The following is a 22541-nucleotide window of genomic DNA, read 5'->3' as shown; positions in this document are numbered from 1 at the left end:
CAGTGCGCGTCCTGAGTCTCCCCGCACGTATCGCACACGCCGGGACGGACGACTGTTTCCCAGTAGCGGTGCGGAAACGTCCCCGGGCCGGCGTAGTTCGCGAGCGCCTCCTGGAGATGGTCACGCCCCCGCAGGCACCGTCCACAACAGTCATGGTCACTGACCGACGGGTCCGCCTTCTTGCTGCAGTGCGCACACACGACGTACCCACCGGCGTGATTCGTCCACCTGCGCTGCTCCAACGGTCGAGCTCCTGTCAGTTGGCCTTGTCGTAGGCAGCGCGCACGGTTGCGGGGATGCGTCCGCGCTCCGGGACGTCGTACCCGTTCGCCTTGGCCCACACCCGCACGTGTGCGGCTGTGCCAGGGCCGCTACCGCGCGACCGACGAGCCGCAGGCCGAGCCGTCGAGCCGCCGGTACGTCGTCCCGCCGCGATGTACGGGGCGAGTGCGCCCTCAAGCGCGGCGAGGTTCTCGTCGTTCAGGTCGATCTCGAAGCTCTTCCCGTCGAACGAGAACAGCACCGTCCTCGTCGCCTCACCGCCAGTGAGGTCGTCCACCAGATGGGTAACAACACGCTGTGCCATCGAGCCTCCTTCAGCGGTGACGTCGAGGCGCACCGGTCTACGGGGATGGGCGAGCGTCTTGACGTATTGCCTTTGGCTTCCGCTCGACCTTGTAGAAGCCTACGTCATCGGCTTTCAGAGTGAAGACCGGACCGGGCGGCTGGAACTCTATGTCGATGAGGAAGGTGCGGTCGGTCTCTGATGAGTCGGTGTCCTCGATGAAGTCTTCGGGCCCGAAGAAGAACACGTACGTCGGTTTGCCGTCGCCGGGCTCGCTCGGGATGCAGATACCGTCGATACGTCGCTTCGGGGCCCAGCGGAGGTATTCGGTGACGACCTGCGTGGGCACGTACTCGACGTGAACTCGGCCGTCGGGGATCACCGGCTTCGTGACCAGGTACTTGAACGAACCCAGGAAACTCCGAGCCCGCACCTCTGCACGACGCGACTTGTCGAACACCGGCGGGTACGAGGGCACTGCCATGAGGTCGAGGACGTCCAGTGGGCGCGTGGATACGAAGGCCCCTATGAGCGCGTACGGCTTCACGCCGTGGCCGGCGATCTCCGCTACCGCGGTGTCGACGGACCCGGATGCGTAGAACATCGACACACCCGCCGGGGACATGCGGTTCGCGGTTGCTCGACCGCGCGGAGCCGGACCGAGTTCCTTGGCTGTCCACGCGATGTCGTTCGCGGTCTCGACCAGGCGCCCGCGGTGCACGGTCGTTCCGGCGGGAAGGGTCCTCACGAGGCCGAGGTCACCGTCGACGTATGGGAGCAGGTGGCTCAGGTACGACGCCGAACCGCGTGCAGGCGTGCCTTCACGGCCGGACGCATCGCCGGTGACGATAACCATTCGAGACTCGTGCTTCACGGTGTCGCTGAACTGCTCCCAACCGTGGTCGAGGTCGTCAGCTTCGGCGTCGGACCAGACCCTGGTCCACTGCCGGTCACGGCCGAGCGCGTTGACCATCTGGCCCCAGAGGCGCTCAACGACCAGATCGTCGAAAGCGCCGCCACACAGTTCATCCACCACGTCGGACGTGTCTGGCGCTGCGTCCCAGAGTTCGGCGGCGTCCTTGCCGTACGGAAGTACTTCCTCAGCATCGGTGTAGAAGAAGTTGATGGCGTCGCGAATCTCCTCTACGACGTCGTCCATCGGTACCGCGATCGGTACCCCGTCATCTGCCGACGCGGAACACAGCGTGCACGTCAGTTCGGATGGCGTAAGTGAACGGGCGAGGTACTCGTCCGTGATGTGCTTCAGACAGATCGCACCGTCGATGGAGCCGTCCGCCCATTGGTCTAGGTCCACCACGCGAACGTAGCGACCACGCCGACCTGTTGTGAAGGCGGCCGGTGCGGACCGGTTCGCGTCGTTCCTGTCCCCGCCTCGGTCGGGTGGCAGGGTCCGTGTGGGGCTGCACCACGGTGGTGGTCCGGCCCACCTACGAGCGGCCAGGTGCAGTGGTGGCAGCAGCCGAGCGAGCACCGCGAGCGACGGCGTGGGCTGCCACCGCTGCACCGCAGCCGCGGTCCGCCCCTTCGGGGCTCACCCGCACCACCACCCGCCGGGACTGCTGCAGGGTCGGTTGACACCGGGTGAGTGGTGATCATGCCGCAAGGGCGGCGTTCTGGGCGGTGAAGGCGAGCTCGAACTCGACCGGGGTGAGCTTGCCGAGGGCGCGCTGGCGTCGGCGCCGGTTGTAGGTCCGCTCGATCCAGAACACGATCGCTTGGTGCAGCTCGTCGCGCGTGCGCCAGCGGCGGCGGTTCAGGACGTTCTTCTGCAGCAGCGCGTTCCATGACTCCATGGCGGCGTTGTCGCCGGCTGAGGCGACGCGACCCATCGAGCCCTGCAGCCCGGCCGCGGTCAGGACCGCCCTGAAGCTCCGGGCTCGAAACTGACTGGGTTCAACCGGTCGATGCAACACCTGCCCGTTGGAGCGACCGTAGCTGCTCATCGAGGACCTCGGCCGGTGTTCTCCCGCCGAGGACCTTGCGGGGTCTGCTGTTGATCGCGGCCTGGACGGCCAGGAGGTCCTCGGCCGGCCAGCGGGACAGGTCGGTGCCCTTGGGGAAGTACTGGCGCAGCAGCCCGTTGGTGTTCTCGTTCGTGCCGCGCTGCCAGGGTGAGTGCGGGTCGGCGAAGTAGACGGCGATCCCGGTGTCGATCGTGAACTGCGCGTGGGCGGACAGCTCCTTGCCGCGGTCCCAAGTCAACGACCGCAACAGCTCGGACGGCATCGTGGTCATCGTCGCGGTCAGGGCGTCCTTCATCGCGATGGCGCCGTAGCCGCCAAGCGCGGGCCCGTTCTTGACCGGTGGGACTGTCCCGTAGCCCTCGAGACGTGGCAGGTGGACCAGCAGGGTGTAGCGGCTCGTGCGTTCCACGACGGTGCCGATCGCGGACCGGTTCAGCCCGATCATCAAGTCGCCCTCCCAGTGCCCGGGCACTGCCCGGTCCTCGGCCTCGGCGGGCCGCTCGGCCAGGACGACGTCAGCCGTGACGTGCCCCTGGGGCCTGTTGCGGGCCCGCTCCCGGGGCTTGCGCAGCGCCCGGCCGGTCCGCAGGCAGGTCACCAGCTCGCGCTGCAGCGCCCCGCGTCCCTGGATGTAGAGCGCCTGGTAGATCGCCTCGTGGCTGATGCGCATGTCCTCATCGTCGGGGAAGTCGATGACCAGCCGCCGCGAAATCTGCTCCGGGCTCCAGGCCGTCGCCCACCGCCGGTCGCTGCGGTGCGGCTTGTTCAGGCCCTTCCAGGTCGTCGCCGGCCCTGCCGCCAGCGTCCCGTCCGGTCGGCGCAACTGGCCGCTCAGCCGGACCTGGACGTACTCCTGCAGACGAGCGTTGATGACGAGCTTGGCTGGCTTGGGGCGCCGGGCGGCGGTCTGCGCCTTCCACTGCGCGACCGTCGCCCGGTACTCGGGCTTGCCGCCCCGGGTCGCCGCGTTGCGTCGCAGCTCCCGCGAGATCGTCCCCGGATCACGCCCCAGCTCGCGGGCGATCGCGCGAACACCAAGCCCGCGCGCTTTGAGAAGTGCGAGCTCCTCGCGCTCGTGGAACGACAGGTAGCGGCCGGTCGGCTCGGCCAGCGGCAACGGCGCCATCCCGCCAGCGTGACGAAACCACCGCGACCCGACCGGCCACGACACACCAACCCCGGCCGCGGCCTCCTCGGAACTCTTGCCCGCCGCGATCAACCGCCAGAACTCCCGCTCCACATGCCGAGCGGGAATCGGCCGCCCCGGTGAACGCATCGCCGGTCGCAACGCCCGGTCCGCCTGCTGCTGCCGTCGCACCACCTGACACCTCCGTGATCACGAGGTGTTGCGACGACCGGTTGAGTCCGCCCTGCGAGCCTCGGTCCGAGTGCACCACCACGACACCGGTTGGCCGGCGGCGGGCGACGGCGGTGCGCAGCGCGGTGACGGCGAGCTGGGCGGTCATCCGTTCGTCGATCGCGTAGCCGACGATCCGGTTGGAGAACAGGTCCTTGATCGCGCAGCAGTAGACCTTGCCCTCGGCAGTGGGGTGCTCGGTGATGTCGGTGACCCACACCTGGTCCGGGCCCTGCGCGGTGAAGTCCCGGCGGACGTGGTCGTCGTGGACCGCCGGCCCCGGAGACTTAGCACTGCCGCGACGGCCCTTGCGGACGGTGGTCGACCACAGCCGCTGCTGGGAGCACAGCCGCCAGACGCGACGCTCGCCGACGTCGTGGCCGGCGCGTTCGAGCTCATCGGCCAGGAACCGGTAGCCGAACTCCGGGTCGTCACCGTGAGCGTCGATCAGGGCGTTGGTCAGGTAGGCGTCCTCCAGCTCCCGATCACTGACCGGGGCGGCGAGCCAGGCGTAGTACGCCTGTCTGGAGCGGCCCAGCACCCCGCAGGTCAACCGCACCTGGATCCCCTCGGCGGCCAGGTCACGGACCAGCGGGTAACCCATTTTGGGAGCGAGCCGGCGGCGAAGTAGGCCGCCGCGCGGCGAAGGATCTCGTTCTCCATCTCCAGCCGGCGCTTGTCCCGGCGCAACTGCACGAGCTCGTTCTGCTCGCTGGTCGTCTTGCCGTCGGCGACACCGTCGTCGATGTCGGCCTGGCGCACCCAGCGGCGCACCGATTCGATCGAGATGCCGAAGTCGGCAGCGACCTCGGCGTGGCTCAGATCGCCGCGGCGAGCGACCCGCACGACGTCACGCTTGAACTCAGGCGGGAACTTCTTGGGCACAGCGACATCCTTCCAGCGGGACCTCGTCCCACAGATGGAGTGTCAACCAGCCCCGCAGCAGTCCCCCGCCGCGTCGTTGGGCCAGGCCCTGGCCGATGTCTCGCCCGATCTGATGCGTCACCTGCTCGGCACGGTAATCAACAGCCTGTTGTCCGCGGAGGCGGACGCGGTCTGCGGCGCCGAGTGGGGCCAGCCCTCCCCGGAGCGGGTCAACCAGCGCAACGGCTACCGGCACCGGGACCTGGACACCCGGGTCGGCACCATCGATGTCGCGGTCCCCAAGCTGCGCACCGGCACCTACTTCCCCGAGTGGCTCCTCGAGCGCCGCAAGCGCGCCGAGGCCGCGCTGATCAGCGTGGTCGCGACCTGCTACCTGCTCGGCGTGAGCACGCGGCGGATGGACAAGCTCGCCGCGTCGTTGGGCATCACGAGCCTGTCCAAGTCGCAGGTCTCACGGATGGCGGCCGACCTCGACGAGCAGGTCGCCGCGTTCCGCACGCGGTCGTTGGCCGACGCCGGCCCGTTCACGTTCGTCGCCGCCGACGCGTTGACGATGAAGGTCCGCGAGAACGGGCGCGTGATCAACGCGGTCGTCCTGGTCGCCACCGGGGTCAACGCCGACGGGCACCGCGAGGTCCTGGGCTGCAAGGTCGCCACGTCCGAGACCAAGGAGGCGTGGAACGTGTTCTTCGCCGACCTGGTCGCCCGCGGCCTGACCGGGGTCCGCCTGGTCACCTCCGACGCGCACCGCGGGCTGGTCGAAGCCACCGCGGCGAACCTGCCCGGCGCGACCTGGCAGCGGTGTCGGACCCACTACGCCGCGAACCTGATGTCCGCGTGTCCGAAGAGCTCGTGGCCGGCGGTGAAGGCCGCGCTGCACAGCGTCTACGACCAGCCCGACGCTCCCTCGGTGCACGCCCAGTTCGACAAGCTCCTCGACCTCGTCGCCGACAAGCTCCCCGCAGTCCACGAGCACCTGGACGCCGCCCGCGCGGACCTGCTCGCGTTCACCGCCTTCCCGAAGGCGATCTGGCGGCAGGTCTGGTCGAACAACCCGAACGAGCGGCTGAACAAGGAGATCCGCCGGCGCACCGACGTCGTGGGGATCTTCCCCGACCGCGACTCCGTGACCCGCCTGGTCGGCGCCGTCCTGGCCGAGCAGCACGACGAATGGGCCGAAGGACGCCGCTACTTCGCCCTCGACGTCCTGACCCGCTCCCGCCTCACCCTGCTCGACGACACCACGGAGGTGACCGACCAGCCCCTCGCCCTGACAGCCTGACCAGCACAAAGATCACGCCGAAGCGCTACACCACTCCCAGGGACTTGACCGTGGAGGGCGTGACGCCCTTGCTGTGGAGGGTCGCGCAGGATGTCACAGGACCGTGAGGTCGGACGACTTTCCGGAACCACCCTCCCCCGCCCGTCCACGCACGTCCTCCGGGCCTGCGCCCATCCACCCGCCCCGACCCGCCGAGCGCCGCGGCTACTGGCCGTTACGGCCGTCGATGCGTTCGCGCAGGAGGTCGGCGTGGCCGAGGTGGCGCGCGTACTCCTCGATCATGTGGACGAGGACCTCCCGCAGCTCGGGCTGCTTGGGCCCGGTGCCGCGTCGGCCGAGGTCCGGCGACTCGTCGACGAGGTGCTCGGCGAACGCGACCTCGCCGCGCCAGCGGGCCCATGCGTCGCTCACGTGCTCGTCGTCGCCGCGCGCGTCGAGGAACGCGTGGACGGCGGAGCCGCGGTAGTGGCGCTCGGGGCGCTCACGGACCATGACCATGCGGAACCAGTACTGCTCGACCTCGGCGAGGTGGCGCACGATGCCGGGCAGGGACATGTCCGACGGCGGGACGGAGCGGCGCGCGAGCGTCGCGCAGTGCCTGTCGAACAACCAGATCGGCCGCCGGCTGTACATCTCCGGCAAGACCGTCTCGGTGCACGTGTCGAACGTGCTCGCGAAGCTCGGCGCGTCCGGCCGCGCGGAGGCGGTCGACGTCGCGCACCGTCGCGGCCTCATCGGCGCCCGGTGACCTGGTCGGGGTGGTCGGATTCGAACCGGCGACCTTCCGCTCCCAAAGCGGACGCGCTACCAACCTGCGCCACACCCCGTCGCGCGAGGGGGCTCGCGCGACGCCCAGCCTAGGGGACGCGTCGCTGTCACCCGTTCGGGTCAGGCTGTGGTGGGATGTGCGCGTGCCGACGTTCTTCACCCACGCCGACCGCGTCCTGTTCCAGGGCGACTCCATCACCGACTGGGGCCGGGACCGCCAGGACCCGCTGAGCCTGGGCCACGGGTGGGTGGCGATCGCCGCGGCGCTGGCCGGCGCGCGACGGCCGGACCTGGGGCTCACGTTCCTCAACCGCGGCGTGGGCGGTGACACGGCCGCGATGGTGCGGGACCGCTGGGAGCGGGACGCCCTCGCGCTCGAGCCGACGGTGATCTCGCTGCTCGTCGGGATCAACGACACGTGGCGGCGCTACGACAGCGGGCAGCCGACGAGCACACGCGAGTTCGAGGAGCACTACCGCGCGATGCTCGACTCGGCGCGCGCGCGCCTGGACGTGCGGTTCGTGCTCGTCGAGCCGTTCCTGCTCCCGCTCACGCCGGAGCAGGAGGCGTGGCGCGAGGACCTGGACCCGCGCATCGCGGTCGTACGGTCGCTCGCCCAGGAGTACGGCGCGCGCCTGCTCGCGGCGGACCTGCTGTTCGCGGAGGCGATCGAGGCCGCGGGCGCGGCGCACTGGACGACGGACGGCGTGCACCTGACCGCCGCGGGCAACGGGCTGCTCGCTGAGGCGTGGCTCGACGAGCTCGGCATGCCCGCCTGAGCGCGCACGGACCGGCCGGCCCGGGGGTGCGGCGCGGCGCGCGGGCACCTCGGGCGTGGGAGGCGTGCGGCAGGCTGCAGACGTGCTGGTAGTCGTCGCCCGGCCGGCGGGCTCGTCCGCGTCGCCGGACACCGTGGGACCGGACCGCGTGGTCGCGGTCCGCGAGAGCGGCGCCGCGGTGCTCGGCCCCGAGCGCGCGGTGCGCTGGGCGTGGGCGGACACGCACGCGTGGTACCCGCGCCTGCTGGCGGACGGCGTGCGCGTCGAGCGGTGCCTGGACCTGCGCCTCACGCACCGGCTGCTGCGCGGCTCGGCGTCGTGCGCCGCGTCCGACCTCGCGCACGCGCCCGCGGGTCCGTTCGACGCGGCGCCGCCCGCCGACGCGGCGTCCGCGCACCCCGCCTCGAGCGACCAGACGCTGTTCGACGCGATGCGCGACGACGCGGGCGCGTCCGACACCGCCGACCCGCACCCCGACGAGCGGGGCCCGGCGGGCACGCCCGACCTGGCCGCGTGCCTCACGGAGCTGGACGCGCAGCACGCCGCGGTGGCGGGCAGCCCGTCCGCGGGGCGCCTGCGGCTGCTCGTGGCGGGCGAGTCGGCGGGCGCGCTCGTCGCGACGGAGATGCGTCACACGGGCCTGCCGTGGGACGCCGACGTGCACGACGAGGTGCTGCGCGACCTGCTGGGCGACCGTCCTGCGCGCGGCGAGCGCCCACCCGAGCTCGCGCGGCTCGCGGCGCAGGTCCGCGCCGAGCTCGACGCCCCCGGCCTCAACCCGGACTCCCTGCCCGACGTGCTGCGCGCGCTGCGCCGCGTGGGCCTCGCGGTGTCCTCGACCCGGCAGTGGGAGCTCGAGGGCGTCGACCACCCGGCGGTCGCACCGCTGCTCGCCTACAAGAAGCTGTCGCGTCTGCACTCCGCGAACGGCTGGGCGTGGCTCGACCAGTGGGTGCCGGACGGCCGGTTCCGGCCGGAGTACGTGGTGGGCGGTGTGGTCACGGGCCGCTGGGGGTCGAGCGGTGGTGGCGCGCTGCAGATCCCGCGCCGTCTGCGCACCGCGGTGCGCGCGGACCCGGGGTGGCGGCTCGTCGTCGCGGACGCCGCACAGCTCGAGCCGAGGGTGCTCGCGGGGATGGCGCACGACGAGCGGATGGCGGCGGCCGGCGCGGGACGTGACCTGTACGGCGGCATCGTGGACGCGGGCGTGGTGCCCGAGCGCGCGCTCGCGAAGGTCGGGATGCTGGGCGCGCTGTACGGCGGGACGACGGGTGCGAGCGCGGCCGTGCTCCCGCGGCTCCTGCAGGCGTTCCCCGCGGCGGTGGGGCTCGTCGAGGACGCCGCGCGCGCGGGCGAGCGCGGCGAGGTCGTCTCCACGCTGCTGGGCCGCAGCTCCCCGCGTCCGGGCGAGACGTGGGCGCAGGCCCAGGCGGACGCGCTCGACCCGGACGCGACCGAGCGCGCGCAGTCCCGCGCGCGGTCGGCGACGCGGTCGTGGGGCCGCTTCACGCGCAACTTCGTCGTGCAGGGCACCGCGGCCGAGTGGGCGCTGTGCTGGCTCGCGGAGCTGCGCCGCCGGCTGTGGGCGCTGGGTGCCGACGAGGCCGCGCCGGGCCGGGTGCGTGCCCCGTTCGTGGGGCGTCCGCACCTCGTGTACTTCCTGCACGACGAGGTCGTGGTGCACACCCCCGCGTCGTGCGCGGACGAGGTCGCGGCGCAGGTCGCGGGCGCGGCGACGGCGGCGGGACGTCTGCTGTTCGGCGACTTCCCGGTCGACTTCCCGCTGTCGGTGGGCGTCGCGTCGACGTACGCGGACGCGAAGGAGGCGGCGCGCCTCGTCGTCGGCGTCCCGGGCGCGACCCGCCACCTCGGGTGAGTCGACGCCGGCGCGTGCGCCGCGAGCCCGTCCCGCAGGGCGGGAACCTTTGCGCGGGGCGTCGCGTTGGCGATAGCGTCACCTGCGACTGCGGCCGTGCTGGCCGCCTCTGGAGGAGAGCGATGAGCGAGCGGACGTCCGCCCCCGCCTCCTTCCGCCGTGCCCTCGTGGCGCGGTGTTGTCGCTGTCGGTAGAGCGCTGGCTCCCGCGCGCGACGGCACCGTGACCCGGACGGGCCGTGCCAGGTCCGCCAGCGCTCGCCCCGGCGGCCCGCCCCTACCCGGGCGCCGACCGCACCCACCCCGCACCCACCCCGCACCGTCAGCCGGGGTGGCCGCAGCACCCGCAAGGCACGTCCCCCGTATCCGCCGCCACCCGGCGGCTCGACCGAAGAGGAACCATGGCACGCATCTACGACGACGCCACCGCGCTGATCGGCAACACCCCGCTGGTCCGCATCAACAAGATCACCGACGGCGCCCCCGCGACCGTGGTCGGCAAGCTCGAGTTCTACAACCCGGCGAACTCGGTCAAGGACCGCATCGGCGTGGCGATCATCGACGCCGCGGAGGCGTCGGGCGAGCTGCAGCCGGGCGGCACGATCGTCGAGGCGACGTCCGGCAACACGGGCATCGCGCTCGCGTTCGTCGGCGCGGCCCGCGGCTACAAGGTCGTCCTGACCATGCCGGAGACGATGTCGAAGGAGCGGCGCGCTCTGCTGCGCGCGTTCGGCGCGGAGCTCATCCTCACGCCCGGCTCCGAGGGCATGAAGGGCGCGGTGAACCGCGCGAACGAGGTCGTGGCCGAGCGCCCGGGCGCGATCCTCGCCCGCCAGTTCGCCAACGAGGCCAACCCGGCGATCCACCGCACGACCACGGCCGAGGAGATCTGGGCCGACACGGACGGCAAGATCGACATCCTCGTCGCCGGCATCGGCACGGGCGGGACCATCACGGGCGTCGGCCAGGTGCTCAAGGAGCGCAAGCCCGACGTCACGATCGTCGCGGTCGAGCCCGCCGAGTCGCCGATCCTCAACGGCGGCCAGCCCGGCCCGCACAAGATCCAGGGCATCGGCGCGAACTTCGTGCCGGAGATCCTCGACACGTCGGTGTACGACGAGGTCATCGACATCGACGCCGACACCGCCGTCGCGTACGCGCGCCGCGCCGCCGCCGAGGAGGGGCTGCTCGTCGGCATCTCGTCGGGCGCCGCGCTCGCGGCCGCGAAGCAGCTCGCGGAGCGCCCCGAGAACGCGGGCAAGCTGATCGTCGCGATCATCCCGTCGTTCGGCGAGCGCTACCTGTCGACGGTGCTGTACGCCGACCTGCTCGACTGACCCGCACGCCGTGCCCCGGGCCGCGCGAGCACCCGGGGCACGGCGCCCGGTCCTGGACCGCCGCGGCGGCGGTCGTCCCCCGTTCGAGAGCCCCTCGAGAGCCAGGTCCCATGCCTTCCCTGCAGCACTTCATCGCCACGTTCCGCGAGGACCTCGAGGCCGCGCGTCGTCGTGACCCCGCGGCCCGGTCGCGGCTCGAGGTGGCGCTCGCCTACCCGGGGGTGCACGCGGTGTGGACCTACCGCGTGGCCCACGCGATGTGGCGCGAGCCGGGCCTGCGCCTGCCCGCGCGGCTGCTGTCGCAGCTCGTGCGGTTCCTCACGGGCATCGAGATCCACCCCGGCGCACGCCTCGGGCGCCGGCTGTTCATCGACCACGGCATGGGCGTGGTCATCGGCGAGACCGCCGAGGTCGGTGACGACGTGGTGCTGTTCCACGGCTCGACGCTCGGCGGCAAGTCGATGCGGCACGGCAAGCGGCACCCCACGCTCGGCGACCACGTCGTGGTCGGCGCGGGCGCGAAGATCCTCGGGCCGGTGTGGATCGGCGACGGGGTGCAGGTCGGGGCCAACGCCGTCGTCATCCACGACGTCCCGGCCGGCGCGATCGCGGTGGGGGTGCCCGCGCAGATCCGCCTGCGCCCGGCCGCGGCACCGTTCGACATCGAGGTCGACGACCCCGCGATCTACATCTGAGCGGTCCGTCCGGCCCGAGCTCGCTCCGCGCTGTCCACCTGCGCCCCGCGCAACTAGCCTGGCGCCGTGCTCTGGACCGTGGACCCCGAGCGCGACGAGCCGCTGTTCGCGCAGATCGCCGCGCAGGTGCGCGGCGCGGTCGCGAGCGGTGAGCTGCGCACGGGCGACCGGCTGCCGTCGGCCCGGGTGCTCGCGACGTCCCTCGAGGTCAACCTGCACACCGTGCTGCGCGCGTACCAGGACCTGCGCGACGAGGGTCTGCTCGACCTGCGCCGGGGGCGGGGTGCCGTGATCGCCGGGCACGCCGACTACGCGGCGCTCGACGAGCCCGTCGCCGCGCTGGTCGACGCCGCGCGCCGTGCGGGTGTGCCTCCCACCGCCGCGACCGCGCTCGTGCAGGCCGCGTTCGCCCGCGCGACGACCCCGGAGGGCCGATGACGACGACGTCCACCACCCCGGCGGGCGCCCGGGGCGACGAGCGGACCGCGCCCCCGCACCGCCGCTCGACCACGCTGCTCGCGCTCGTGCTGCCGCTCGCACTCATGGCCGTCCCGGCGCTCGCCGCGCTGGGCTGGCGCGACGAGCTGCCGGAGCGGATCGCGAACCACTGGGGCGCCGACGGGCCGGACGGGTTCTCGTCGTTCGCGGGCGCCTTCGTCCCGCTGCTCGTCGGCACGGGGCTGTGCGTCGCGCAGTGGGCGTTCGCGTTCTGGCGCGGGCACGACGGCGTGACCCGACGCGGGCTGGTCGCGACGTCCGCCGGCCTGGGGGCGCTGTACGCGGTCGTCGTGACCGGCACGCTCGCGAGCCAGCGCGGCCTCGCCGACGGCGCGCTCGCACCGGGCGGCGGCCCGACCGTGGTCCTCGGTCTCGCGGCCGCCGTCGTCGTGGCCGGGGTCGCGTTCCTCCTCGCCCCCGCCGACGCGCGGCTGCCGGCGCGCGGACCCGTCGACGCCGACGCCCGCCGCGTGCCGCTGTCCCGCACGCAGCGCGCGGCGTGGACCCGGACCGTCGGCTCACCGTCGGCGCTGCTCCCGGCCGGCGCGGTCGTCGCGGCGACGACCGTGCTCGCCGCGGTGCTCGACGAGTGGGTCGCGCTGCTGGTCCCGGTGGGCCTGAGCGTGCTGCTCGCCGCGATGCTCCTGTGGCGGGTGACGGTCGACGCGCGTGGGCTCGAGGCGCGCTCCGTGCTCGGGTGGCCGCGCGTGCGGGTGCCCGTGGACGAGGTGCAGCGCGCCGACGTGGTCGACGTGCGCCCGCTGCGCGAGTTCGGCGGCTGGGGCTACCGGCTCGGCCGCGGCGGGCGGGCAGGGCTCGTGCTGCGCGCGGGCGAGGCGATCCAGGTGCGGCGGACCGGGTCCCGCGTGCTCGTCGTGACCGTCGACGACGCCGCGACGGCGGCCGCGCTGCTCAACACGCTCGCGGACCGCCGCCGCCCGCGCGACGACCGCGCGGAGCGCGGGACCCCACGAGCTACCGCCGGGTAACCTGACCGCGCCGCGGCCGACCGGGCCGCCGCGCGACGACGACGTCACGGAGGCCGGCATGCGACTGGGGTACTCGCTGGGTTACTGGTCCGCCGGCCCGCCGCCGGGCGCGCTCGAGACCGTGGTCGCGGCCGAGCGCCTCGGCTTCGACTCGGTCTGGACGTCCGAGGCGTACGGCTCCGACGCGTTCACGCCGCTCGCGTGGTGGGGCTCGCGCACGTCGCGCGTGCGACTCGGCACGGCGATCGCCCAGATCTCGGCGCGCACCCCGACCGCGACCGCGATGGCCGCCCTCACGCTCGACCACCTGTCGGGCGGGCGGTTCGTGCTGGGCCTCGGCGCGTCCGGCCCGCAGGTCGTCGAGGGCTGGTACGGCCAGCCGTACCCGCGGCCGCTCGCCCGCACGCGCGAGTTCGTCGCGGTCGTGCGCCAGGTGCTCGCACGCGAGGCGCCCGTCACGTTCGACGGCGACTTCTACCGCCTGCCGCTGGGGCCCGACGAGGGCGCCGGGCTCGGCAAGGCGCTGCGCCCGACCGTGCACCCCCTGCGCGCCGACCTGCCGATCCACCTCGCCGCGGAGGGCCCGCGCAACGTCGCGCTCGCGGCCGAGATCGCCGACGGCTGGTTGCCGATGTTCTACTCGCCCCGCATGGACGACGAGTACCGCGCGCTGCTCGCCGAGGGCTTCGCCGCGCGCACCGACGACCGCTCCCCCGCCCGGTTCGAGGTGGTCGCGCCCGTGCCCGTGGTGCTGGCCGAGAGCATCGACGCCGCGGCCGAGCAGATCCGGCCGTTCGTCGCGCTGTACGCGGGCGGCATGGGCGCGAAGGGTGCGAACTTCCACCGCAACGTGCTCGACCGGCTCGGGTACTCCGCGGTGTGCGACGAGATCCAGGCGCACTACCTCGCGGGCGACAAGCAGCGCGCGGCCGCCGCGGTGCCCGTGGAGCTCGTGCGCGACGTCGCGCTCGTCGGCACGCCCGACGACGTGCGCGCGCAGCTGCCGGCGTGGCGCGCGACCGCGATCACGACGCTCGTCGTGCAGGGCGACCCGCGCACGCTGCCCGCCGTCGCGGCGGTCCTCGCGCCGGAGGTCGACGCCGCCTGACCGCTGCGCCCTCCCCCGAGCCACGGCACGCTGCGGCACACTCGTCGTCGTGGACGACGCGTACCTCGAGGCGGTGCTCCACCTGGTGGAAGCCATCCCCCCGGGGCGCGCGATGACCTACGGGACGGTCGCCGAGGTCGTCGCGGACCGGTTCGCGGCCGCGGGCGACCGTCCGCGCGGCGGCCCGCGCCAGGTGGGTCAGGTCATGGCCCGAGCCGGTTCGGGCGTGGCGTGGTGGCGCGTCGTCGACGCGTCGGGCGCGCCGCCCGCCCGGCACCTGCACCGCGCGCTCGACGAGCTGCGCGCCGAGGGCACCCCGCTCGTGGCGGACGGGACGCGGGTCGCCCTGCGCCGGGCGATCTGGTTCCCTGACGACGTCCCGACGGCCGACTGAGCGACGCCGGCATATGCGCTGGTGACATGCGCCTGGCGGGGGTGACCATGGCGCCATGACACCTCTGCCCGACGGGTACCGCACTGTCGCGGTGCCGCACGACCGCAAGACCGAGTTCCTCGCCGTCGACCACCTCGCGTTCGCGTTCGAGCCCGACGAGAAGACCAGCGAGATCGTCCCGGACACCCTCGAGTGGGACCGCACGGCGGGCGTCGAGCGGCCCGACGGGACCCTGGGCGGCGTCCACGGCTCGTTCGACTTCGACCTGCCCGTCCCGGGCGGTGCGGTCCCGTGCGCGGGGCTCACGTTCGTGGGCGTCCGGCCCGACGAGCGCCGCCGGGGGCTGCTGTCCGCCATGATCGACGCCCACTTCGCGCGCTCCCTCGAGCGCGGCGAGCCGGTCTCCGCGCTGTTCGCCGCGGAGATGGCGATCTACGGCCGGTTCGGCTACGGCTCGGCCTGCGACGACGTCCGCCTCAAGGTGCCGCGGGGAGCCGCGCTGCGCGACGTGCCGGGCAGCGACGCGCTCACGGTGCGCATCGACACCGCGGACGTCGAGCGGCACGCCGACCTCGTGCAGGCGGTCAACACCGCGGCCGGCGTCGGCCGCCCGGGCTGGGTCCTGCGGGCGTCCGACGCGCACCGCCGCTCGCGGCTCGCCGACCCGCCCGCGTGGCGTGACGGCGGCGAGCCGCTGCGCATCGTGACGGTGCACGACGAGGTCGGCGACCCTCGCGCCTACGCGCTGCTGCGACGCAAGGAGACATGGGGCGATGCGGGCCCCGCCTACCCCGTCATGGTCCGCGACTCCGCGGCCGTCGACGCGGCCGCGGCGCACCGGCTGTGGTCCTTCGTCCTCGACCTCGACCTCACGGGCGAGGTCGCGACGAACATGCTCCCGGTCGACGACCGGCTCCTGTCGCTCCTGGTGGACCGGCGCGGCGCCCAGCCGCGCCTGACCGACAACCTGTGGGTGCGCCTGCTCGACGTGCCGGTCGCGCTCGCCGGGCGCCGGTACAGCGCCCCGGTCGACGTCGTCCTCGAGGTCAGCGATGCGCGGCTGCCGGCGAACGCGGGCCGGTGGCGCGTCGCGACGACCGACGAGGGCGCGCACGGGTGGGCCGCCGAGGTGACCCGCACCGACGACGAGCCGGACCTGCGCATCGACGTGCGCGAGCTCGGCGCGGCGTACCTGGGCGGCAGGTCGCTGTCCGCCTACGCGGACGCCGGTCTCGTCACCGAGCTCACGCCCGGGACCCTGCACCCGACGGCCGCCGCGTTCTCCTGGCCGGTGGCCCCGCTCTGCCCCTGGGTCTTCTGAACCGGCGACCACCGCCCCGCCGAGTGCGGACGGTCCGGCGCGAGTGCGCACGCTCGTCGTACGCACTCGCGCACGGACGTGCGCACTCGGCGGACGGGTGGGTCAGCGGGACTCGTACTCGGCCAGGAGGTCGATGCGGCGCTGGTGGCGCTCGTCGCCGCTGAACGGCTCCGCAAGGAACGCGTCGACCAGCGCGAGCGCCTCGTCGACCGAGTGCTGGCGCGCGCCGATCGCGACGACGTTCGCGTCGTTGTGCTGACGCGCCAGCGTGGCGGTCTCGAGGTTCCACGCGAGTGCGGCACGCACCCCCGTGACCTTGTTCGCGGCGATCTGCTCGCCGTTGCCCGACCCGCCGAGCACGATGCCGAGCGAGCCCGGCTCGGCGACCACGGCCTCGCCGGCCGCGAAGCAGAACGGCGGGTAGTCGTCGAGCGCGTCGTAGGAGTGCGCCCCGTGGTCGACGACGTCGTGCCCTGCGGCCTGCAGGTGCTCGACGAGCGCGACCTTGAGCTCGTAGCCGGCGTGGTCGGAACCGATGTGGATGCGCATGGGCCCATCCTGCCGCAGCACGCGGGTCGCGCCGCACGCTGTCCGTAGGCTGTGGCCATGACGCGCAGCGGCCTCGACCTGACCGACCTCGACCCCACCGTCCGTCCGCAGGACGACCTGTACCGCCACGTGAACGGGCGCTGGTACGCCCAGCACGTCATCCCCGCGGACCGGGCGATGGACGGCACGTTCCGCACGCTGCACGACGCGGCCGAGGCCCAGGTCCGCGACATCATCGCCGACCTGGGCGCGCAGGCCGCCGACGAGGACGGTTCCGCGAGCGCGGGCGCGAAGGTCGGCGCGGTGTTCGCGAGCTTCATGGACACCGACGCGATCGAGGCGGCCGGGCTCGCGCCGCTGCAGGTGGACCTCGCGCTCGTCGCGGGCGCGGCCACGCAGGCCGAGCTGACCGGCGTGCTCGGGGCGCTGCAGCGCACGGGCGCGGGCGGCGCGGTCGGTCTGTGGGTCGACAACGACGCGGACGACCCCGAGCGGTACGTCGTCTACCTGCACCAGGGTGGCCTCGGCCTGCCCGACGAGGCGTACTACCGCGACGAGCAGTACGCGCCCGTGCTCGCCGCGTACGGCCCGCACGTCGCGCGCATGCTGCGGCTCGCGCGGGTCGCCGCCGACGACGCGGAGGCGGACGCGCTCGCGGCCCGGGTCGTCGCGCTGGAGACGAAGCTCGCCGCGCACCACTGGGACGTCGTCAAGGACCGCGACGCCGACCTCACGTACAACCCGACCACGCTCGCGGACCTCGCGACGAGCGCGCCCGGCTTCGACTGGCACGCGTGGGCGCTCGCGCTCGGCGCACCCGCGGGTGCGCTCGACCAGCTCGTCGTGCGCGAGCCGCAGTTCGCCGAGGGCTTCGCGCAGCTGTGGGCGTCCGAGCCGCTCGAGGACTGGAAGGCGTGGCTCGCGTACCACGTCGTCTCCGACCGGGCCCCGTACCTCACGCAGGAGCTCGTCGAGGCGAACTTCGACTTCTACGGCCGCACGCTGACGGGCGCGCAGGAGCTGCGCGACCGGTGGAAGCGCGGCGTGTCGCTCGTGCAGGGCGTGCTGGGCGAGGCCGTCGGGGAGGTCTACGTCGCGCGGCACTTCCCGCCGTCGCACAAGGAGCGCATGGACGAGCTCGTCGCGCACCTCGTCGAGGCGTACCGCGAGTCGATCACGTCGCTCGAGTGGATGGGCGAGGAGACGCGCGCGAAGGCGCTCGCGAAGCTCGACGCGTTCACGCCGAAGATCGGCTACCCGGTGCGGTGGCGCGACTACTCGGCGCTCCAGGTCGACGCGACCGACCTGGTCGGCAACGTGCGTGCGGCCAACGCGTTCGAGCTCGACCGCGAGCTCGCGAAGATCGGCAGGCCGATCGACCGCGACGAGTGGTTCATGACGCCGCAGACCGTGAACGCCTACTACAACCCGGGCATGAACGAGATCGTCTTCCCCGCGGCGATCCTGCAGCCGCCGTTCTTCGACGCCGACGCGGACGACGCCGTGAACTTCGGCGCGATCGGCGCGGTCATCGGCCACGAGATCGGGCACGGGTTCGACGACCAGGGCAGCAAGTACGACGGCACCGGCCGGCTCGAGGACTGGTGGACCGCGGACGACCGCGCCGAGTTCGAGCGCCGCACGAGCGCGCTCGTCGCCCAGTACGACGCGTTCTCCCCCGCGCAGCTCGACGGCTCGCACCACGTCAACGGGGCCCTGACCATCGGCGAGAACATCGGCGACCTCGGCGGGCTCTCGATCGCCCTGAAGGCCTACCGCATCGCGCTGGGCCGTCCGCTCGAGGAGGCCCCGGTCCTCGACGGGCTCACCGGCGTGCAGCGGTTCTTCCTGGGCTGGGCGCAGGCGTGGCGCACCAAGGGCCGCGACGAGGAGGTCGTGCGTCGGCTCGCGACGGACCCGCACGCGCCCGACGAGTTCCGCTGCAACGGCGTCGTGCGCAACGTCGACGAGTTCTACGCGGCGTTCGACGTCCAGCCGGGCGACGGGCTGTACCTCGCCCCCGAGGAGCGCGTGCGCATCTGGTGACCGACCCGTGACGCGGGGGGCGTCGGGTCAGGGCAGCTCGCGCCAGGCGGCGCGGGCGAGCTGGAACCCGACGCCGTCGGCGTCGGTGCAGCGCACGCCGTTCGTCGCACTCACGCACGTGAAGTCGCCGGCGGTGGCCTTCGACCCGTACTCGAGGGTCGGGACGTCACCGCCCGCGACGGTGGGCGCCGGCCCGTCGACGCAGTCGAACGCGAACCCGTCGGCGTTGAGCACGACCACGTGACCGGTCGTGCCGGAGCACCCCGCGACCGCCGGCGGGTCGTACGTGATGGACGCGATCGTGCAGGTCACGCCGCGGGCCGACATCGTGCACGCGATGTTCCCGCTCGGAAGCTTGAACGCCGCACGGTCCCCCGCGGGCGTCGTCGGGCCGCTGACCTGGACGGTGGAGGTCGCCGACGGCTGGGCCGCGCCGCCGCTGCCGGCGTCCCCGGAGAGCCGCACCGCGAGCAGGACCACGAGCGTCAGGACCAGGACCGCGTCGACCGCCATCCACGTCCGGATCGCCCGCTGCGTCGTCATCGTCCCTGGTCCCACCCTCTCGTCACCGCCGTCCGGTTGGCACGACCGGGACAGCATCACATCCCCGCGGCGCGACGTGCCACTCGCCCGGCGCGCCGCGGGCGACGGGCGAGCGGCACGTGGTCGGCGAGGTCCCGGTCGCGGGGACGGTCAGAAGGACGGGCCTGCGCTGCGCGTCCGCTTGAGCTCGTAGAAGCCCGGCACGCGCGTCATGAGCACGAGCCCGTCGAACAGGTCGAGAGCCGCCTGCCCCGTGGGCGCGGGGGTCACGACCGGGCCGAAGTAGCCGACGCCGTCGATCGCGACGACGGGCGTGCCGACCTCGTCGCCGACGAGGGCGATCGCCTCCCCGTGCGACGCGCGCAGCAGGTCGTCGACCTCGTCGGTGCCGGCGACCGCCGCGAGCTGCGCGGGCAGCCCGACCTCCGCCAGCGACTCGGCGATGATCGCGTCGGTGTCCGAGCGGCCACCCGGGTGCCGGCGCGTGCCCATCGCGTCGTACAGCGGCTTGATGACGCCCTCGCCGTGGTCGCGCGCGGCCGCGACGATGACGCGGACCGGCCCCCAGCCCTCGTCCATGAGGCGGCGGTAGCGCTCGGGCAGCTCGTCGCGGCCCTCGTTGAGCACCGACAGGCTCATGACGTGCCAGCGCACCTCGACGTCGCGGTGCGCCGCGACCTCGTCCATCCAGCGGGACGTCATCCAGGCCCACGGGCACGCGGGGTCGAACCAGAAGTCGACGACGGGACGCGAGTCGGTCACAGCAGCTCCGATCGGTGGACGCGGGTGCGGGCGGGTGCACGCAGCGCGCGGGTGGCGGACGGTTCGTGCTCGGCACAATCTCGCACGACGCACGGACATTCCCGCCCGCCGCAGCGTGAGACGGCGGGCGCGTCGGTGCCGCGTGGGATGATCGGGCAGGCCCGGCACCCCGGGCCCGACAGCACCGAGCACGACACCAAGGAGCACTGTGCCCGCCGAGAACCTCACGCGTGCCGAGGCGCGCGACCGCGCCGCCACCGTGACGACGCACGCGTACGACGTGACGCTCGACCTGACGACGAGCCCGACGACGTTCGCGTCCCGCACCGTCCTGTCGTTCTCGGCGATCCCGGGCTCGAGCACGTTCGTCGACCTCATCGCGCCGACGGTCCACGAGGTCACGCTCAACGGCACGCCGCTCGACCCCGCGCAGGTCGTCGCCGACTCGCGCATCCGGCTCGACGACCTCGCGGCCGAGAACGAGCTCGTCGTCGTCGCGGACTGCGCGTACATGAACACGGGCGAGGGTCTGCACCGCTTCGTCGACCCGGTCGACGACGAGGTGTACCTGTACTCGCAGTTCGAGGTCGCCGACTCGCGACGCGTGTTCGCGGTGTTCGAGCAGCCCGACCTCAAAGCGACGTTCACGTTCACCGTCACCGCGCCCGCGCACTGGGTGGTCGTGTCGAACTACCCGCAGGTGGGCGAGCCCGTGCCGGTCGAGGGCGGGGTCAACCGCAACGGCGGCCGTGACGAGGGCACGGCGACGTGGACGTTCGAGACGACGCCGCGCCTGTCGTCGTACGTCACCGCCGTCGTCGCGGGCCCGTACCACCACGAGCACGGCTCGCTCACGAGCTCGGACGGCCGCGAGATCCCGCTCGGCGTGTACTGCCGCGGGTCGCTCGCCCAGTACCTCGACACGGACGAGATCCTCGACGTCACGCGCCGTGGCTTCGCGTTCTACGAGGAGAAGTTCGCCGCACCGTACCCGTTCGCGAAGTACGACCAGCTCTTCGTGCCGGAGTTCAACGCGGGCGCGATGGAGAACGCGGGCGCGGTGACGTTCCTCGAGGCGTACGTGTTCCGCTCCAAGGTCCCCGAGGCCACGGTGGAGCGGCGCGCGGTGACGATCCTGCACGAGCTCGCGCACATGTGGTTCGGCGACCTCGTGACGATGCGCTGGTGGGACGACCTGTGGCTGAACGAGTCGTTCGCCGAGTACGCGTCGACCCTCGCGACGGCCGAGGCGACGCGCTGGACGAGCGCCTGGACCACGTTCTCCTCGCTCGAGAAGTCGTGGGCGTACCGCCAGGACCAGCTGCCCTCGACGCACCCGATCGTCGCGGACATGCGCGACCTGGAGGACGTCGAGGTCAACTTCGACGGGATCACGTACGCCAAGGGCGCGAGCGTGCTCAAGCAGCTCGTCGCGTGGGTCGGCCAGGACGAGTTCTTCGCGGGGGTGCAGGCGTACTTCGCCAAGCACGCGTGGGGCAACACCGAGCTGCGTGACCTGCTGACCGAGCTCGAGGCGACCTCGGGCCGCGACCTCGGGCCCTGGTCCGCGCTGTGGCTCGAGAAGGCCGGCGTGACGCTGCTGCGCCCGCAGGTCGAGCTCGACGAGCACGGCACCGTGACGTCGTTCGCGGTCCTGCAGGAGGTCCCCGACGAGCACCCCACGCAGCGTCCGCACCGCCTCGCGATCGGCGGGTACGACCTGGTCGACGGTCGGCTCGCGCGCACCCTGCACGTCGAGCTGGACGTCGACGGCCCGCGCACGGAGGTGCGCGAGCTGCTCGGCCGGCACCGCCCGCTGCTGATCCTGCTCAACGACGACGACCTCGCGTACGCCAAGGTCCGGCTCGACGAGCTGTCGATGTCCGCGGCGATCGAGCACCTGGGCGAGTTCGACTCCTCGCTCCCCCGCACGCTCGTGTGGGCCGCCGCGTGGGACGCGACGCGTGACGGGGAGACCCCGGGCCGCGACTACGTCGACCTGGTGCTCGGCAACATCGCGCACGAGACGGACTCGACGGTCGTGCTCGTCCTGCTGCGCCAGCTCACCACGACGCTCGACCTGTACGTCGCGCCCGAGCACCGCGCGGCGACCGCCGCCTCGGCGGCCGACCGCCTGCTCGCGCTCGCGCAGGACGCGCCCGCGGGCTCCGACCTGCAGCTGCAGCTCGTCAAGGCGTTCGCGGCCCGGGCCACGACGCCCGAGCAGCTCGACGTCGTCGTCGAGGTCCTGGACGACCGGACGTCGTTCGAGGGCCTGACGCTCGACACCGACCTGCGCTGGGAGCTGCTCACGGCGCTCGTCGCGGGCGGGCGCGCCGACGAGACGCAGATCGCCGCGCAGCTGGCCGCCGACCCGACGGCGACGGGTGAGCGCGCCGCCGCGCAGGCGCGCGCCGCGATCCCGACCCCGGCCGCGAAGGCCGCGGCGTGGGCCGCCGCGGTCGAGGGTGACCTGCCCAACGCGATCCAGGCGGCGACCATCGCGGGCTTCGCGCGCGTGCACGACCGGGGCCTGCTGCTCCCGTTCGTCGGGCCGTACCTGGAGGGTCTGACCACCGTCTGGGCCGAGCGCACCAACGAGATGGCGCAGAACGTCGTCGTCGGCCTGTACCCGACGGCCCTCGCCGACGACGCGCGGGCCGACGTCCTGGCGTCGACCGACGCGTGGCTCGAGGCGCACGCCGACGCGGCGCCCGCGCTGCGCCGGCTCGTCGTCGAGTCGCGGGACGGTGTGCGCCGCGCGCTCGCCGCGCAGGAGGCGGACCGCCGCCGCGCCTGACGG

General features: G+C 73.3%; 21 protein-coding genes, 1 tRNA gene and 2 pseudogenes. 13 read left to right on the top strand and 11 right to left on the bottom strand.

Annotation, left to right across the window (positions count from 1 at the left end):
* Positions 1-256: 256 nt before the first annotated feature.
* From CBP52_RS02440 to CBP52_RS17805, 6 genes and pseudogenes are all read right to left on the bottom strand, one after another.
* On the bottom strand, positions 257-619 hold the full coding sequence (locus CBP52_RS02440) for an Lsr2 family protein (RefSeq protein WP_369826271.1): 363 nt from the start codon (positions 617-619) through the stop codon (positions 257-259).
* A 4-nt stretch (positions 620-623) separates the two neighbouring features.
* Positions 624-1880: a HEPN-associated N-terminal domain-containing protein gene (locus tag CBP52_RS02435; RefSeq protein WP_157732475.1), complete on the bottom strand. Its 1257-nt coding sequence runs from the start codon at positions 1878-1880 to the stop codon at positions 624-626.
* A gap of 298 nt (positions 1881-2178) precedes the next feature.
* A pseudogene (locus tag CBP52_RS02430) lies at positions 2179-2478 on the bottom strand (integrase core domain-containing protein); the annotation flags it as partial.
* 1 nt (position 2479) lies between these two features.
* Positions 2480-3667, bottom strand: a complete 1188-nt coding sequence (locus CBP52_RS02425; RefSeq protein ID WP_232514737.1) for an IS30 family transposase — start codon at positions 3665-3667, stop codon at positions 2480-2482.
* Positions 3552-4511 (bottom strand): IS3 family transposase, encoded by a 960-nt coding sequence (locus tag CBP52_RS18105; RefSeq protein WP_157732473.1) that lies wholly within the window; start codon positions 4509-4511, stop codon positions 3552-3554. The genes CBP52_RS02425 and CBP52_RS18105 overlap by 116 nt, the downstream gene beginning before the upstream one ends.
* Positions 4457-4792 carry a transposase gene (locus CBP52_RS17805; RefSeq protein WP_198303518.1) on the bottom strand — a complete coding sequence of 112 codons (336 nt, stop codon included), beginning with the start codon at positions 4790-4792 and terminating at the stop codon, positions 4457-4459. The genes CBP52_RS18105 and CBP52_RS17805 overlap by 55 nt, the downstream gene beginning before the upstream one ends.
* A 34-nt stretch (positions 4793-4826) precedes the next feature.
* Between CBP52_RS17805 and CBP52_RS02410 the strand changes: the two genes are divergently transcribed.
* On the top strand, positions 4827-6074 hold the full coding sequence (locus CBP52_RS02410; protein ID WP_094179673.1) for an IS256 family transposase: 1248 nt from the start codon (positions 4827-4829) through the stop codon (positions 6072-6074).
* Positions 6075-6278: 204 nt separating this feature from the next.
* On the opposite strand, the gene CBP52_RS02405 is transcribed toward CBP52_RS02410, so the two are convergent.
* Complete coding sequence (locus CBP52_RS02405; protein ID WP_198303517.1) at positions 6279-6629, bottom strand: DUF664 domain-containing protein; 351 nt, start codon at positions 6627-6629, stop codon at positions 6279-6281.
* A gap of 31 nt (positions 6630-6660) precedes the next feature.
* On the opposite strand from CBP52_RS02405, the pseudogene CBP52_RS02400 reads away from it, so the two are divergent.
* A pseudogene (locus CBP52_RS02400) lies at positions 6661-6822 on the top strand (response regulator transcription factor); the annotation flags it as partial.
* A gap of 2 nt (positions 6823-6824) precedes the next feature.
* Here the strand turns inward: CBP52_RS02400 and CBP52_RS02395 are convergent.
* Positions 6825-6901 (bottom strand) — tRNA-Pro (locus CBP52_RS02395).
* An 84-nt stretch (positions 6902-6985) separates the two neighbouring features.
* On the opposite strand from CBP52_RS02395, the gene CBP52_RS02390 reads away from it, so the two are divergent.
* The 9 genes from CBP52_RS02390 to CBP52_RS02350 all read left to right on the top strand — a co-directional run bounded on the left by CBP52_RS02390 (position 6986) and on the right by CBP52_RS02350 (position 15838).
* The gene (locus CBP52_RS02390; protein WP_094182076.1) at positions 6986-7621 is read left to right on the top strand and encodes an SGNH/GDSL hydrolase family protein; all 636 of its coding nucleotides are present in this window, start codon (positions 6986-6988) and stop codon (positions 7619-7621) included.
* 82 nt (positions 7622-7703) lie between these two features.
* On the top strand, positions 7704-9497 hold the full coding sequence (locus tag CBP52_RS02385) for a bifunctional 3'-5' exonuclease/DNA polymerase (RefSeq protein WP_369826270.1): 1794 nt from the start codon (positions 7704-7706) through the stop codon (positions 9495-9497).
* 400 nt (positions 9498-9897) lie between these two features.
* Positions 9898-10833: a cysteine synthase A gene (gene cysK, locus CBP52_RS02380; RefSeq protein WP_094179671.1), complete on the top strand. Its 936-nt coding sequence runs from the start codon at positions 9898-9900 to the stop codon at positions 10831-10833.
* Positions 10834-10943: 110 nt separating this feature from the next.
* A complete protein-coding gene (gene epsC, locus CBP52_RS02375; protein ID WP_094179670.1) occupies positions 10944-11528 on the top strand; it encodes a serine O-acetyltransferase EpsC in 585 nt (194 codons plus the stop codon).
* Between the two features lie 66 nt (positions 11529-11594).
* Complete coding sequence (locus CBP52_RS02370) at positions 11595-11966, top strand: GntR family transcriptional regulator (RefSeq protein ID WP_094179669.1); 372 nt, start codon at positions 11595-11597, stop codon at positions 11964-11966.
* Positions 11963-13015: a DUF1648 domain-containing protein gene (locus CBP52_RS02365; RefSeq protein WP_094179668.1), complete on the top strand. Its 1053-nt coding sequence runs from the start codon at positions 11963-11965 to the stop codon at positions 13013-13015. The genes CBP52_RS02370 and CBP52_RS02365 overlap by 4 nt, the downstream gene beginning before the upstream one ends.
* Positions 13016-13073: 58 nt before the next feature.
* A complete protein-coding gene (locus CBP52_RS02360) occupies positions 13074-14123 on the top strand; it encodes an LLM class F420-dependent oxidoreductase (protein ID WP_094179667.1) in 1050 nt (349 codons plus the stop codon).
* A 49-nt stretch (positions 14124-14172) separates the two neighbouring features.
* Entirely contained in the window at positions 14173-14517 is a 345-nt protein-coding gene (locus CBP52_RS02355) for an MGMT family protein (protein ID WP_094179666.1), read from the top strand.
* Between the two features lie 55 nt (positions 14518-14572).
* Positions 14573-15838, top strand: coding sequence for a GNAT family N-acetyltransferase (locus CBP52_RS02350; RefSeq protein ID WP_094179665.1), 1266 nt, complete (start codon positions 14573-14575; stop codon positions 15836-15838).
* A 102-nt stretch (positions 15839-15940) separates the two neighbouring features.
* Here CBP52_RS02350 and CBP52_RS02345 read toward each other — a convergent pair whose 3' ends face one another.
* Positions 15941-16387, bottom strand: a complete 447-nt coding sequence (locus CBP52_RS02345) for a ribose-5-phosphate isomerase (protein ID WP_094179664.1) — start codon at positions 16385-16387, stop codon at positions 15941-15943.
* A 57-nt stretch (positions 16388-16444) separates the two neighbouring features.
* On the opposite strand from CBP52_RS02345, the gene CBP52_RS02340 reads away from it, so the two are divergent.
* Positions 16445-18433, top strand: a complete 1989-nt coding sequence (locus CBP52_RS02340) for a M13 family metallopeptidase (RefSeq protein WP_094179663.1) — start codon at positions 16445-16447, stop codon at positions 18431-18433.
* 27 nt (positions 18434-18460) lie between these two features.
* Here CBP52_RS02340 and CBP52_RS02335 read toward each other — a convergent pair whose 3' ends face one another.
* Both CBP52_RS02335 and CBP52_RS02330 read right to left on the bottom strand, forming a co-directional pair.
* The gene (locus CBP52_RS02335; protein WP_094179662.1) at positions 18461-18976 is read right to left on the bottom strand and encodes a hypothetical protein; all 516 of its coding nucleotides are present in this window, start codon (positions 18974-18976) and stop codon (positions 18461-18463) included.
* A 150-nt stretch (positions 18977-19126) separates the two neighbouring features.
* Entirely contained in the window at positions 19127-19738 is a 612-nt protein-coding gene (locus tag CBP52_RS02330; protein WP_094179661.1) for a DsbA family protein, read from the bottom strand.
* A 208-nt stretch (positions 19739-19946) separates the two neighbouring features.
* Here CBP52_RS02330 and pepN point away from each other — a divergent pair, with 208 nt between their 5' ends.
* Positions 19947-22538, top strand: coding sequence for an aminopeptidase N (gene pepN / locus CBP52_RS02325; protein WP_094179660.1), 2592 nt, complete (start codon positions 19947-19949; stop codon positions 22536-22538).
* Positions 22539-22541: the final 3 nt, after the last annotated feature.

It is taken from the genome of Cellulomonas sp. PSBB021, assembly GCF_002240455.1.
Taxonomy (GTDB): domain Bacteria; phylum Actinomycetota; class Actinomycetes; order Actinomycetales; family Cellulomonadaceae; genus Cellulomonas; species Cellulomonas uda.
This window is presented reverse-complemented; position numbering and strand designations above follow the sequence as displayed.

What these genes read in the sequence shown, in the direction of transcription:
- CBP52_RS02360 (WP_094179667.1), top strand. Translation starts at nt 13,074, where the DNA reads ATGCGACTGGGGTACTCGCTGGGTTACTGGTCCGCCGGCCCGCCGCCG.
- CBP52_RS02340 (WP_094179663.1), top strand. Translation starts at nt 16,445, where the DNA reads ATGACGCGCAGCGGCCTCGACCTGACCGACCTCGACCCCACCGTCCGT.
- CBP52_RS18105 (WP_157732473.1), bottom strand. Translation starts at nt 4,511, where the DNA reads ATGGGTTACCCGCTGGTCCGTGACCTGGCCGCCGAGGGGATCCAGGTG.
- CBP52_RS02405 (WP_198303517.1), bottom strand. Translation starts at nt 6,629, where the DNA reads ATGTCCCTGCCCGGCATCGTGCGCCACCTCGCCGAGGTCGAGCAGTAC.
- cysK (WP_094179671.1), top strand. Translation starts at nt 9,898, where the DNA reads ATGGCACGCATCTACGACGACGCCACCGCGCTGATCGGCAACACCCCG.
- CBP52_RS02335 (WP_094179662.1), bottom strand. Translation starts at nt 18,976, where the DNA reads ATGACGACGCAGCGGGCGATCCGGACGTGGATGGCGGTCGACGCGGTC.
- CBP52_RS02345 (WP_094179664.1), bottom strand. Translation starts at nt 16,387, where the DNA reads ATGCGCATCCACATCGGTTCCGACCACGCCGGCTACGAGCTCAAGGTC.
- CBP52_RS02350 (WP_094179665.1), top strand. Translation starts at nt 14,573, where the DNA reads ATGACACCTCTGCCCGACGGGTACCGCACTGTCGCGGTGCCGCACGAC.
- CBP52_RS02365 (WP_094179668.1), top strand. Translation starts at nt 11,963, where the DNA reads ATGACGACGACGTCCACCACCCCGGCGGGCGCCCGGGGCGACGAGCGG.
- CBP52_RS02410 (WP_094179673.1), top strand. Translation starts at nt 4,827, where the DNA reads ATGGAGTGTCAACCAGCCCCGCAGCAGTCCCCCGCCGCGTCGTTGGGC.
- epsC (WP_094179670.1), top strand. Translation starts at nt 10,944, where the DNA reads ATGCCTTCCCTGCAGCACTTCATCGCCACGTTCCGCGAGGACCTCGAG.